Here is a 12829-nt window from a genome sequence, read left to right as displayed (position 1 = left end):
TACAAATTTAAATATAAATGTAAAAAGTGGAACATTAATTAAGTTCCACTTTTAAATTTTACTATCTATATAATATTAATTACACAAAGTAAATTCTTTATTTGTTATTTTAAAGTTACCGTTTATCCCACTTGTTATATAAACCTTTTTATCTTTCGTAATAAATACTGCATCTACATCACTTATTCCCTCTACAAATTTTAATCCTTCATCTAATCCTTTAGTAAATACTAATGTTGATAATGCATCACAATCTATAGACTCTTTAGATATTATAGAAACTCCTGCTATTTCTGTCTCAAATGGATATCCTGTTTTAGGATTTAATATATGATGATATTTTTTACCATCCTTTTCTATAAACCTCTCATATATTCCACTTGTAACTATAGATTTATTTGATATATGTATAGTACCTACTACATCGCCTCTATCACTAAATGGATTTTGTATTCCAACATTCCAGTCTTCATTATCATTTTTACTACCTAAAGCATAGATATTTCCACCTAAATTCACTATAGCTCTAGTCACACCTTCCTTACTCAAAAGGCGAGCTACCTCATCTGCTGCATAGCCTTTTGCTATACTTCCAAGGTCTAATATCATACCCTTTTTCTTTAAATAAACTTCTTTAGTTGAATCATTTAACTCTATATTATTATAATCTACAAGTTTAATAACATAATCTATTTCTTTTTGAGTTGGAACCTTCGCTTCCGGGAGTCCTATACTCCAAAGCTTCACAATCGGACCTACCGATATATCATATCCTCCATCAGATAAATGTGAATATTTAACTGCTCTCTTTATTATTTTATAACTAGTATCACTTAATTTTATTTTTTTAATTCCTGCATTTTCATTTAATTTATCTAACTCTGTTCCAGATTTATTTATACTTAGTAAAGACTCTATTTCTGATATTTTATCAAATGATTTTTGTAATATATCTTCACTTCCGCCTTCATAAATAGATATAGTTACAGGTGTTCCCATAACTATATCGGTCCTAGTTAATGGTTCTTTATCTGATACACTTGTACATCCTACAATTCCAATCATTAGCCCTATTATAAGTAAAAATCCTATTATTTTTTTCCCCATACACATTATATCTCCTTTTTAACTTTACCCACTCATTAAACTAACATTTATTCATATCAATTATTCTATTTAAATTATACACCTAGTTTATAAAAATTTCTTGTTTAGTTTTAGTTAATTATTTATTTTTATTGCTATTTATATTACATATAAACTAAAATTTAATTATACATATTTTTTTTATTCAAAAGTATTTTAGAGGAGATATCGCAATGAAATCTTTTAAAAAATTAGATTTTATAATAATTGTTTTACTTTTTGTTTTATCATTTACACCCAATATTATTTTTTCTAAGTCCAGATTTAACTCAAACAAATTAGTATATGCTAGTATAAAAGTTGATGGTAAATTATACGATAATATACCTTTATCTACTAATAACGGCGAAAAAAAATTTAATATAAAAAGTTCAGGTGGAAACAATTCCATATTAATAAAGGACAATACTATCAAAGTTATATCTGCTGACTGTAAAGATGATCTTTGTATTAAGCAAGGAGAAATTTCTAAGGTAGGAGAAAACATTATCTGTCTACCCCATAAGTTAATTATAGAAATAAAAGGAGATGAGAAAGATAGTTCTTCTGATATGATACTATCTCATTAAGTTATGAAATTAAATAAAACATCTAAAATGATTTATATGGCACTATTAGTTTCTATGGCTTTAATACTATCTTTAATCGAACGTATGATGCCTGTCCCATTTATAACACCTGGAGCAAAGTTAGGTCTAGCAAATTTAATAATAATAATATCAATTTATACTCTAGATAGTTGTAAAGATGCTTTTATAGTACTCTTATTAAGAATATTTCTATCTGCTCTATTAGGCGGAAATATATCTACTTTACTTTATAGCGCTACTGGAGGAATATTTAGTTTTATAACTAGTATTTTAGTTAAAGAAGTAGGAGGTAAAAATGTATCTATTATAGGTGTTAGTTCATCAGCAGCTGTATTTCATAATATAGGACAACTACTGGCTGCATCTATTATACTTGAAAATATAAATATGTTTTTATATTTACCTGTATTATCTACAATAGGAATTGTAACAGGAATATTTATTGGTTTATCAGCCAATTACTTATTGTCTCATTTAAAAAAATTACCTTACTTCAAAGAAAAATTAAATTTAGATAAAAATAATTCATCTTTATGTAATTAAAAAACAAGCAATATAATTCATTTTATATTGCTTGTTTCTTCTTGATTATAATAATATTTTTTTTAATGTATAATCAAAAAAGCTATAGTCATTATCTAATCTTTTTAACATAATAAAAAGTTCATATGAAATGAATTCTAAAATTTTATCTTCACTAAACTTATTAAAAACGTCTTTATTTAAATCATTTTTATTGATTTCTATTAAATGCTTCAAAATTTTTGTGAACTTCTCTATTAATTCATCTTCTCTTTCTTTTGCTTTTTCTTTATCATTTGAAGTTAAAACAATCAAATCTTTTATCCAATTATTTTCAAATTGTTTTAAATATTGTAGTGTATGAAAGTATAAAAATTCTGTTTGTTTAAAAAAACCTTCTTTTGAATTATAAATTTTATCGATTTCACTAAAGCATTCGTTCCAAAGATCTTCAATTATATCAAATATTATATCGACCTTAGTAGTGTAATAATTATATATGGTTCCTAGCGATAGTTCACACTGAGAAGCTATTTTTCTCATATTTATACCAGAAATTCCTTCACTATAAGCAATTTCTTTCGACACCTTAAATATAATTTCTTTTGGATTTTCTATTTGTCTAGAAATAACATCACCCTCTAACCTAAAATGTTTTTAAAAGTTGTTTCATAGTTCAACTTATTTTTATAAATCCGTATAAGTTTATTTTCCGTACATTACCAACTAAATTTTATTATTTTCTTTAAAATAAACAAAAAAAATATTCTAAAAATAGAATATTTTTTTATATAAATTATATTAAATTATCACTTTTTAATAGATTTAATAAAGTAGGTTCTAAATTAAATTCTTTAATTAAATTATAAACTTCATTTAATGATTTTTCTCTCTTCTCTTTCGATACTCCAGACTTCGAAGCTCTTATTAAAATATTTTTAGGAGAATGAGATATATCTATAAATTCTAAAAGTTGAGTTTTATATCCCAAAGATTCTAATAAACTTGCTCTTACCGCATCCGTCATAAGAGCTGCAACTCTTTCTTGGACTATACCATACTTAGTCAATAAAGATAAATGCTCCGATTTCATCTGACTATTAAATTCATGTTGGCAGCACGGTACAGAAAATATCATTTTTGTATTCCATTTAATGGCATTATATAATGCATAATCTGTTGCTGTATCGCAAGCATGCAATGTTATTACCATATCTACTTTATCTGTAAATTTATATCCATTTATATCACCTAATTCAAATCTTAAATTTTCATAGTTGTATCTTTTAGCTATATCATTACATTTTTTAATTACATCTGGTTTTAAATCTAATCCTATCATTTTTACATTTATTTTTTTTATTTCTACAAAATAATAGTAAAGTACAAATGTAAGGTATGATTTTCCGCACCCGAAGTCTAATATAGTAAGTTCTTCTTGATTATTTTTTCTAATTTCATCATCTATTATTTCAATAAATCTGTTTATCTGTTTATATTTATCATATTTTGAGTTAACAACTTTTCCTTCTTTTGTAAATACACCTAAATCTATAAGAGGTTGGATTATAGTACCCTCTTTAAGTATATAATTCTTTTCTTTATTATGACTTTTATTGGCAAGCTTTTTATTGTCTGATTTTTTCTTGCCTAAAAACACCTTTCCTTTTTTAGATATCTTTAAATCAAACGTATTTTGATTTGACCAAGCTGACAACTGTTTATAATCATCTTTCATATACTCAGTTATATTTTCCTTTATTAAATCTTTATCTATATTTTCATGAAACACTTGTTTATCAGTATATTTTTCTATTTGATAATACTGTTTTTTATTTTTTTCTTTTAAAATAAAATTTATTTTATTATATTCTATATCTTTATTTTTTTTATTGCTTATAACTAATTTTATAACTTCATCATTTGTTATTGTATCAATCGCTTTTATTAATTCATCCATTTATAACACACCTTATCACATCTTATTTTTTATTTACAATTATATATTATATCCTACTATATAGTAGTTTTAAACTTTTTATTGTTCACATCATCAAATTATCTCAATAAAAATAAACATTTATTTTATTTTTACTTATACATACAAAATAACCATATACTTATTGGCATATGGTTATTTTTAATTAGATTATTTTGAATAGTATTCAACCACTAAGATATCATTAATCTCTATTGGTACTTCGTTCCTTTCAGGTTTTCTTAAAAGAGTCCCAGAAAAATTCTCTACATCCTTATTTAAATAAGGGTATTGGCTAATAGCATTTAGTTGAAAACCTTTCTTAAACATTGTATTTTTTTGTGATTTTTCTCTTAATGAAATAACATCTTCTATTGTTACCTCATAAGAAGGTCTATCAACTTTTTTACCATTAACTAATATATGTCCATGTACAACCATTTGACGAGCTTGTCTAGTTGAACTAGCTAACCCTAGTCTATAAACTAAATTATCTAACCTACATTCTAACATTTGAACTAACACTTCTCCTGTAGAATTTTTAGATTTCATTGCTTTTTTAACATAGTTAGCAAATTGCTTTTCTAATACACCATAGTAAGCTTTTAACCTTTGCTTCTCTAATAACTGTACTCCATAAGGTGAAAGTTTTTTGTCAGCTCTAGATGTGCCTTTTACAGACCTCTCCATTGCTTTAGGATGTCCACATACATTTAGTCCTAGTCTCCTACATTGTTTAAATCTTGGTCCCATCATTTTTGCCATAATTATCATCTCCTATAATATCAGAAAATTTGCCGCGATAATTTTAAGCCTATTTTTAATATATCATATTTTCAAATCATTGTAAATGAATTTCATTATCATCTTATTTAAAATTAAAAACCACGATATATATCGTGGTCTTCAATTTAAGAAGTATAATTATATTTAGTAAATTAAGAGTGCAATGGTTTAAATATCCACTAACACCACTTTTATTTTGGATTAATTTAATTATAACACAAAAATCTTTTTTGTAAATGATAATAATTATCATACTCGTTATGTTTTTATTCTTCTCGCTTTATTTAAGCATATATTATAAATAAACAGATCTATTTTAGCTAATTTAATATTTATTTTGCTATTGTATATAAATAAACATTATTTCTAAAGAATACTTATCAGAAGATTCAATCATTTGATAAATTTATGAAAATTACTAGCTATTATGCTATAATTTTTGTATAAATAACTTACATATATGCTTGTAATTTACAACTATGTATATATCATGAAAAATGCCTATATGTGATAAATTCTAATGATAGGGTGGTTTTTATGAGTAAAGAAAAAAGTAAAAATTTAAATGCAAAAATGCTTACACAACTAGGTCTGCTAATCGCTTTACAAGTAATTCTTACAAGATTTTTATCTATCCAAACACCTATAGTTAGAATAGGATTTGGTTTTTTACCTGTAGCAATTATGGGGATTTTATTTGGACCTTGGATTGGTGGAATTGGCGCTACTATATCTGATTTATTAGGATTTGTTTTATTCCCTAGCGGAACTTACTTCCCTGGATTTACATTAACAGCATTCCTTACAGGATTCAATTATGGGGCAATTTTATATAATAAATCTAAATCTCCATTAAGAATACTTAGTTCAACTTTAATTGTATGTCTATTACTTAATCTAGTTCTAGATACATTATGGCTTTCTATATTAATGGGTAAAGGATATATGGCGTTATTGCCAACTCGTATAATAAAAAGTTTAGTTATGATACCTGTTCAATTTATATCAATAACACTTGTGTGGGATAAGTTTTTAAATAAAGTTAGAGGATTGATTAGCGTAAAACAATAAAATTTGATTACATAAAAAGGCTAGTTTATAATTTATAAACTAGCCTTAATCTTTATATAAGCCTATGTGTCTTTAAGGATGAACTAAAAATTATAGCACTGGCTTTTTTGAATTACCTCTAACATCTATATCTATTATTTCTACTACTTCATCTCCTCTGTATCCTACAACATAACTAGTCATATTTGCACAAGAGCAAGAATGGTTTGGTATTATTTCTATTTTATCTCCAACTTTTAGATCTGTATCTCCGACTATCTCTATCTTTCCAACTTCTTCAGAAAGTCCGATTACATTTAAATTTTCATGTCCTTTAACTTTTCCAAATCCAGTTATTAAAGCACTACCATGAGCTCCTTTATCTAACCCTAAGCACTTACTCCCAACATCAACTATAAATAAATTTTTATTAGGTCTAGATATTATCGTTCCAAGAGCTGTTAAAGAACAGTCTTCTTCTTTACATATATCTAAAGATAGTTGTATATTATCATAGAATGGATAGTTTCCTGGTCTTAATATATCAAATACTTCATTATCTACTACATCAAAAAATGTTGGTGTACTTCCAGCGGCAACAAACGCTACATCAAATCCATTTTCTATTAATAGTTTCTTTGCTTTTGACATAACTTCTATTTCTTGTTTAGATATAGGTGATACTTCCTCTGCTGACATAACACCATATACATGACCTGGATGAGTACTTATTCCTATTAATTTTAAATTATTAAATTGTTTTAATTCTTTAGCTAAAGAAGCTACTTCTTCAGGCTTAACGCCTAATCTATTAAGACCTGAATTTATTAATATAAAATATTCTAATGTAATATTTTGTTTACTTAATTCACCATTCCAAGTTTTAGCTGCATCTACGCTATCAAAACTAAGTATGATTCTAGCCTTTTTTGTAAGTTCTATTGCTCTTTTTATATTAACTATATTTGATATTGGATATGGAAAAGTTATACCCTCTACCCCTCCATTAACAAAAGCCTCCGCTTCATCTATTGTTCCAACTAATAATCCTTTTGCCCCATATTCTATCTGCATTTTAGCTAATTTAGTAGACTTATGAGTTTTTGTCATCGGCCAAAGTTGCTTATTATTTTTATTACATAAATCTTGTACTACCTTAAGGTTATTTTCTAAAGCATCTAAATTTAATATAAAGTTAGGTGTAGATAATTCATTTAATTTCATATCTATTCTTCCTTTCTACTTTTAATTATTGTTTTATTTATCATTTTTTCAATACAATTTAATTTATTTATTTTTTATTAACTTATACTTAATTTATAACATTTTAAATTTACTAAGTCAATATTTTCATTAATAAATATTTAATTTTTATTCATTTTATTAAATACAGTTAATTTTTTATTAATTTAGACTTGTTTATTACCTTGAAATTTATCTTAGTATTGCTATAATGTAAATATTAAACAATACTTATTATATCCGGAGGTATATTAATGCATGACATAAATATTGGTGAAAAAATTTATGAGTATAGAAATAAAAAAAATTTATCTATAAAAGAATTGTCTGAAATAGTAGGAGTTACATCGTCTCTACTTAGTCAGATAGAGCGTGGTTTATCTAATCCATCTATAAATACTTTAAAAATGATTTCTAAAGGTCTTGATATACCTTTATATAATTTTTTTAAAGAAGATAAGTGTAGCGATAATTTAGTTGTAAGAAAAGAAAATAGAGTTAAACTTACATTTCCTGAGAATAATAATTTATCATATGAGCTTTTATCACCTAGTTCTAATGGTGTTATTCAAAGTATGCTTTTAGAACTCCCAATAAAGGCTTCTACTTCTAATGAACTTATGAACCATGAAGGTGAGGAAGTTGCTATAATCTTAGATGGATGCGTTGATTTACATTTAAATTCTGAAGTTATTAATTTACAAAGTGGAGATAGCATTAGAATATTACCTAATATGAACCATAGATGGGTTAATGTATCTGAGAAATGTGCTAAAATTATATTTTCAGTTACACCACCAAATTTTTAATTTAATAAAAAAAAATAAAGACTGCTTCCGCAACAGTCTTTTTAATTGGGGTTGGAATTTAATATTATCTGCAAGGGAGTAGATAATATATCCTTATTATTTGTTGTTGTTTAGGGAAGAGGAGTTTTAATATCTCCTCTTTTTTATGACTATCAATTCCGTCTGTTTGTTTGTCGATACTTGCTGTCTATATATAACTGTCTGTGTCCGTTCCTATCGATGACTATTTAAATATATTATATTTCTACAAAATAATCCATATTATAAATTATTTTTTTTATAAAATTTTTTTATTATATGTTTATCTTATTTTTCATGCATAAAGCAATAATCAATTTTAAATTTTATTTTTATAGTTAATTTTATTACATTTTCTTAACTAAATAAAATTATTATTAAAAAATATTATAAAAATAAAAAAGTGGTTGAATGATATATATTTAAAATCAATATACTCATCCAACCCAAATTATAAAATCAAATCTTATGCTTAGCTAACCATTTGAGCTAAAGTACTACACTATTTTAATAAATACCCAATTAAATTAATATTTAACTAAAATTTTTATATAAATTAATATTTAATCAAAGTAATTATTTTATAATTTATGTATAAACTATATATAATTAGGTCATACTTAAAATATGAACGGAAAAAAGTAAACCTATCTCCCCCAATAAAAAAACTACAGTCCCCCTTACACTGTAGTTTTTTTATTTTCATTAGTTATAAATGATTTTTTTCTTTCTATTTTATCTTTTTTTATTATCATAAGCCATAGAATACTTCCCACTAAGATATTTACCTCGCTTATGAATCCTGAAGTTTTAGAAACTGAAAAGTTTAATGTCTGAGATGAAATCAAAATAAAATTCCAAGTTGTATGAAAAATTATATTTAACCATATGCTTTCTAATTTAATAGCTAATGCAATAAATGAGAATCCCAATAGACTTGAAACTATAATTGTTATAAATACTTGTGCAAATGAATTCCCTACAAATAAATTTACAATATGAAAAATAGAAAATCCTAAATAACTTATTATCATTGGTCTAATAACGGTTTTTTCTGATTTAAAACTCTCTAAATATATACCTCTAAATATCGCTTCTTCTGAAAAACCTACTGATGAAGCTCCTATAAATGTAATAAATAATACTGCCCATGTAGAAACACTAAATGACGTAATATTTTTACAAATATGTATTATAAATTCATAAATCATTGGCACTATTATTACTATATATGGAAAGAACCATATTATACTTTTTAATTTTATTTTTCTAAATCCTATGTTTTTCCATCCATAATACTTATTAATTATATATACTACACATGCTACAGCTATAATTTGTGATATTAGAGATACTAACAATTTTTCAACTTCATTCACTTTGTTTCCAACAAACCAACTGTATAAATATAATCCACTCCCCAAAACAATTACATAAATAATTGTAGTAAAAATTGCTATTTTTTTCTTATTCATTATAATCACCTAACACTTTAAAGTTGATTTTATGACTCTTTTATAAATATCAGTAATTTAAAATCTCAATTTTTCCAATAAGTATATTTTAAACTCCATTTTAATACTTGTATATAGATATAATTAAATTTTTTAATATTAAAATATATATTTTAAATTTAGATATAAAAAAACAAAAAAACACTATAAATGTATACATTTATAGTGTTTTTTATTATATTATAGTATAAAATAAACCATGCTCTGTACAATAATAATACAGTTTACCATGTCCTTGCTTTTTAAATCTAAATTGTAAGTTCCATTCTGGATATTGCTTTATTATAAATGCTCTATCTCCTTTGATATACGCAGCAAATGAAATATAATGTTTCTTTTTCATTTCATGTTCAGATGTTACATATAGTTCATCCTCTACTGGCTCAATATTAAGTATATGCTTTTCATCTGATTTTTTAGCTACTAAATCATCTATTTTTTTACCACAACATGTAATTCCAACATCTCCTGTAGATGTAACTAAATTATTACACTGTGGACATACATAAAATTTTAATTTATTCATATTTCCTCCTACTAATTCGTTTAAATTTATTTCACCTGATAAAATTCCATCTATACTCACACCTAACACTTGTGATAATTCTGGAAGTAAAGAAATATCTGGGCATCCTAAACCTCTTTCCCATTTACTTATGGTTTTATCACTAATATTTAATAAATCTGCGATTTGTTTTTGTGTCATATCTTTTTCTTTTCTAAGTTCCAATATTAATTTACCAATTTTATTACAGTCCATTGTTATCACCTCTTTATATTAATTTAAACTAATTAGTAAAAGTATTCAATAAACTTACCGTAGAGTTGTGTAGTTATTTTACATAAAACAAAAGAATACTAGTATAAAATTTAGTATTCTTAACAAATATATTATATTTTTTTAATTATCACATCCTGTGCATCCACCATCACAGCTACAGCCACCTTTAGGCATATTTTCTACACTAATTAAGAAACCATGACCTGTATCAGTTATAGTCACATCTCCGTATTTTTCATATTCCTCTTTATCCATTATAAAAGTCAATCCTTCTGTTTCATGAGATAAGTCTGATTCCTTTTTTTCATCTAATGCTACTGCGAAAAATGCTCCACTACATCCAAATCCTGCAAAATAAACTCTTATAGTTTTGGCCTTATCTTCATTTTCACTTAGTATTTCTTTTAATACTTCAACAGCTGCTTGTGGTAAAGTTACTTTCATAAATAAAATCCCCCATTATTAAATAATTTACTTATATATATTTATTCACTATAAAGATTATAAATGTTTTATTTTAAAATTTGTATAATTTATAAATTAAAATTAATTAAATACAATATACACAAAATATTTTGTAATTGATTAAGATGTATAAAATAAAAAAATGGAAGCTTATTTGCTTCCATTTTTTCTAAAAGTTTATGATTTTATATGAATCTAGGTTTGGCTTTATTTTAAAATTCTCTATAAGAGATTTTAGTATTTGTGATTGTCCACTTAACTCTTCACTTGCTGCAGCACTTTCTTCAGCTGTTGCTGAATTAGTCTGAACTACATCTGAAATTTGTTCTAATCCTACGGTAACTTGAACTATTGCATTTGATTCTTCTTCAGATGCTTTTGCTATCGCATCTATTAATAAAGTAGTTTTATTAGTTTCATCAATTATTCTACTAAGAGATTGTGCTGTACTGTCTACGATGTTTAACCCATTATCGACAGCTTGAATTGAATTTTCAATAAGTACAGCTGTATTTTGAGCTGCTTGTGCTGATTTTACTGCAAGATTTCTTACTTCCTCCGCTACTACTGCAAACCCCTTACCAGCAGAACCCGCCCTTGCTGCTTCTACTGCTGCATTTAACGCTAATATGTTTGTTTGAAATGCTATATCATCTATAGTTTTTATAATTTTACTTATCTCGCTAGAAGTATCAGAAATATCTTTCATTGCCTCTATCATTTTATTCATTTTTTCATTCCCATCTTTAACTTCATTAGAAGCATTTATTGATAGTATATTTGCTTCATGAGAATGCTTGGCTGTATCTTTTATTTTTTTAGATATATCTATTATGGTTGCAGATAATTCTTCAATAGCACTTGCTTGTTCTGTTGCACCTTGTGCTAACATTTGAGATCCACTTGATACTTGCTCTGATGCGGCTTTTACTTCTTGGGATGATACATTTATTTGATTCATAGTTTCACTTAAATCATTTGTAATTTTTATCATTGATTCCTCAATATATTTAAATATACCTATATACTCGGCATTAGGATTTATATCAAAATTTCCTGATGATACTTCATCTAAAGTATAAACAGTATCATTTATAACTGCTTTTATATTTTCACTCATTTTTCGCATACTATTTGCTAGATTACCTAATTCATCTTTTGATTCGTATTTTATTTCAATATCGAAATTACCTTCTGACATTTGATTAGCAACTATCTCTATTTCTTTAATTGGCTCTCTTAATGTTTTTGTAATATACATAAATATAATTATTCCTATAATAGTAGCAAATACACCTAATGATGTTGATGTAATTATAGACTTAGATACAGAATTTTGTAATTCCTCATAAAATTTAAGTCCATTTTTTTCTGATTGTTCATTTATATTTATCGCATCCTGTATACACTTATTAAATGCTTCTGAGTATGCTACAGCATCTATATCTGCTACTGTTGCGTTAAAGTTCTCTTTCTCTACAATGTTGTATATTTTTTCATATTCTTGTTTTAATATATTTACTTTATTGTAAACATCATTAATTAATTTTTGATTTCCTAAGAATCTACGCTTAAGTATCTCTACCCTTTTAAAAGCACTATCAAAATCTTCTAAAATTACAGACCTATATTTTTCTAAATTTTTTTCAAGAAATCCATTATTCATATTCCTAGAAATTGAAATTATATCTTTCCTAAGCCCCATAGATTGGTTAGTTACTATGTATGGCCCTTCAAATAATTCCGTACTTAATTCTTGTGATTTTTTTAAATTATATATTGCATTAAAGTTTGCAACTGCTGCAAAAATAACTAGAATAAAAAAAGTTACTCCTAGTTTTTTACCTATGTTTAAATTTTTCATATGCGACCTCCAAATAGTTTAAATAATAAAATTCAATATAGCTTATTAAACTAATTTTTATAAT

13 protein-coding genes are annotated in these 12829 nt (G+C 25.3%); 4 read left to right on the top strand and 9 right to left on the bottom strand.

Translation table 11 applies throughout. From position 1 onward, the window contains the following. Nucleotides 1-75 precede the first annotated feature (75 nt). Nucleotides 76-1107, bottom strand: a complete 1032-nt coding sequence (locus NWE74_RS14110; RefSeq protein WP_258243633.1) for an FAD:protein FMN transferase — start codon at nt 1105-1107, stop codon at nt 76-78. A 212-nt stretch (nt 1108-1319) separates the two neighbouring features. Between NWE74_RS14110 and NWE74_RS14105 the strand changes: the two genes are divergently transcribed. Both NWE74_RS14105 and NWE74_RS14100 read left to right on the top strand, forming a co-directional pair. Beyond that, nucleotides 1320-1715, top strand: a complete 396-nt coding sequence (locus NWE74_RS14105) for a NusG domain II-containing protein (RefSeq protein WP_258243632.1) — start codon at nt 1320-1322, stop codon at nt 1713-1715. Nucleotides 1716-1751: 36 nt separating this feature from the next. Further along, nucleotides 1752-2279: a Gx transporter family protein gene (locus NWE74_RS14100; protein WP_309137288.1), complete on the top strand. Its 528-nt coding sequence runs from the start codon at nt 1752-1754 to the stop codon at nt 2277-2279. 45 nt (nt 2280-2324) lie between these two features. Here NWE74_RS14100 and NWE74_RS14095 read toward each other — a convergent pair whose 3' ends face one another. The 3 genes from NWE74_RS14095 to rpsD form a co-directional block, all read right to left on the bottom strand. Continuing rightward, nucleotides 2325-2801 carry a TetR/AcrR family transcriptional regulator gene (locus NWE74_RS14095; RefSeq protein ID WP_309137287.1) on the bottom strand — a complete coding sequence of 159 codons (477 nt, stop codon included), beginning with the start codon at nt 2799-2801 and terminating at the stop codon, nt 2325-2327. Between the two features lie 253 nt (nt 2802-3054). Then, complete coding sequence (locus NWE74_RS14090) at nt 3055-4218, bottom strand: class I SAM-dependent methyltransferase (protein WP_258243629.1); 1164 nt, start codon at nt 4216-4218, stop codon at nt 3055-3057. A 189-nt stretch (nt 4219-4407) separates the two neighbouring features. Next, a complete protein-coding gene (rpsD, locus tag NWE74_RS14085) occupies nt 4408-5001 on the bottom strand; it encodes a 30S ribosomal protein S4 (protein WP_258243628.1) in 594 nt (197 codons plus the stop codon). A 558-nt stretch (nt 5002-5559) separates the two neighbouring features. Between rpsD and NWE74_RS14080 the strand changes: the two genes are divergently transcribed. Continuing rightward, the gene (locus NWE74_RS14080; RefSeq protein WP_258243627.1) at nt 5560-6093 is read left to right on the top strand and encodes a folate family ECF transporter S component; all 534 of its coding nucleotides are present in this window, start codon (nt 5560-5562) and stop codon (nt 6091-6093) included. Nucleotides 6094-6183: 90 nt separating this feature from the next. On the opposite strand, the gene NWE74_RS14075 is transcribed toward NWE74_RS14080, so the two are convergent. Continuing rightward, nucleotides 6184-7296 (bottom strand): alanine racemase, encoded by a 1113-nt coding sequence (locus tag NWE74_RS14075; RefSeq protein ID WP_258243626.1) that lies wholly within the window; start codon nt 7294-7296, stop codon nt 6184-6186. Between the two features lie 272 nt (nt 7297-7568). Between NWE74_RS14075 and NWE74_RS14070 the strand changes: the two genes are divergently transcribed. Beyond that, nucleotides 7569-8123 carry a helix-turn-helix domain-containing protein gene (locus tag NWE74_RS14070; protein ID WP_258243625.1) on the top strand — a complete coding sequence of 185 codons (555 nt, stop codon included), beginning with the start codon at nt 7569-7571 and terminating at the stop codon, nt 8121-8123. A gap of 698 nt (nt 8124-8821) precedes the next feature. Here NWE74_RS14070 and NWE74_RS14065 read toward each other — a convergent pair. The 4 genes from NWE74_RS14065 to NWE74_RS14050 all read right to left on the bottom strand — a co-directional run bounded on the left by NWE74_RS14065 (nt 8822) and on the right by NWE74_RS14050 (nt 12765). After that, complete coding sequence (locus NWE74_RS14065) at nt 8822-9616, bottom strand: CPBP family intramembrane glutamic endopeptidase (protein WP_258243624.1); 795 nt, start codon at nt 9614-9616, stop codon at nt 8822-8824. Between the two features lie 214 nt (nt 9617-9830). After that, nucleotides 9831-10415: a helix-turn-helix domain-containing protein gene (locus tag NWE74_RS14060; RefSeq protein WP_258243623.1), complete on the bottom strand. Its 585-nt coding sequence runs from the start codon at nt 10413-10415 to the stop codon at nt 9831-9833. Between the two features lie 141 nt (nt 10416-10556). After that, nucleotides 10557-10880, bottom strand: a complete 324-nt coding sequence (locus NWE74_RS14055) for an iron-sulfur cluster biosynthesis family protein (RefSeq protein ID WP_258243622.1) — start codon at nt 10878-10880, stop codon at nt 10557-10559. Nucleotides 10881-11070: 190 nt separating this feature from the next. Next, a complete protein-coding gene (locus tag NWE74_RS14050) occupies nt 11071-12765 on the bottom strand; it encodes a methyl-accepting chemotaxis protein (protein WP_258243621.1) in 1695 nt (564 codons plus the stop codon). Nucleotides 12766-12829 lie beyond the last annotated feature (64 nt).

This window comes from Romboutsia lituseburensis, assembly GCF_024723825.1.
GTDB lineage: Bacteria > Bacillota > Clostridia > Peptostreptococcales > Peptostreptococcaceae > Romboutsia_F > Romboutsia_F lituseburensis_A.
Note: the sequence above shows the minus strand (reverse complement) of the source record. Positions and strands in the feature narration are given on the sequence as shown.

What these genes read in the sequence shown, in the direction of transcription:
- NWE74_RS14110 (WP_258243633.1), bottom strand. Translation starts at nt 1,107, where the DNA reads ATGGGGAAAAAAATAATAGGATTTTTACTTATAATAGGGCTAATGATT.
- NWE74_RS14105 (WP_258243632.1), top strand. Translation starts at nt 1,320, where the DNA reads ATGAAATCTTTTAAAAAATTAGATTTTATAATAATTGTTTTACTTTTT.
- NWE74_RS14100 (WP_309137288.1), top strand. Translation starts at nt 1,752, where the DNA reads ATGGCACTATTAGTTTCTATGGCTTTAATACTATCTTTAATCGAACGT.
- NWE74_RS14095 (WP_309137287.1), bottom strand. Translation starts at nt 2,801, where the DNA reads ATGAGAAAAATAGCTTCTCAGTGTGAACTATCGCTAGGAACCATATAT.
- NWE74_RS14090 (WP_258243629.1), bottom strand. Translation starts at nt 4,218, where the DNA reads ATGGATGAATTAATAAAAGCGATTGATACAATAACAAATGATGAAGTT.
- rpsD (WP_258243628.1), bottom strand. Translation starts at nt 5,001, where the DNA reads ATGGCAAAAATGATGGGACCAAGATTTAAACAATGTAGGAGACTAGGA.
- NWE74_RS14080 (WP_258243627.1), top strand. Translation starts at nt 5,560, where the DNA reads ATGAGTAAAGAAAAAAGTAAAAATTTAAATGCAAAAATGCTTACACAA.
- NWE74_RS14075 (WP_258243626.1), bottom strand. Translation starts at nt 7,296, where the DNA reads ATGAAATTAAATGAATTATCTACACCTAACTTTATATTAAATTTAGAT.
- NWE74_RS14070 (WP_258243625.1), top strand. Translation starts at nt 7,569, where the DNA reads ATGCATGACATAAATATTGGTGAAAAAATTTATGAGTATAGAAATAAA.
- NWE74_RS14065 (WP_258243624.1), bottom strand. Translation starts at nt 9,616, where the DNA reads ATGAATAAGAAAAAAATAGCAATTTTTACTACAATTATTTATGTAATT.
- NWE74_RS14060 (WP_258243623.1), bottom strand. Translation starts at nt 10,415, where the DNA reads ATGGACTGTAATAAAATTGGTAAATTAATATTGGAACTTAGAAAAGAA.
- NWE74_RS14055 (WP_258243622.1), bottom strand. Translation starts at nt 10,880, where the DNA reads ATGAAAGTAACTTTACCACAAGCAGCTGTTGAAGTATTAAAAGAAATA.
- NWE74_RS14050 (WP_258243621.1), bottom strand. Translation starts at nt 12,765, where the DNA reads ATGAAAAATTTAAACATAGGTAAAAAACTAGGAGTAACTTTTTTTATT.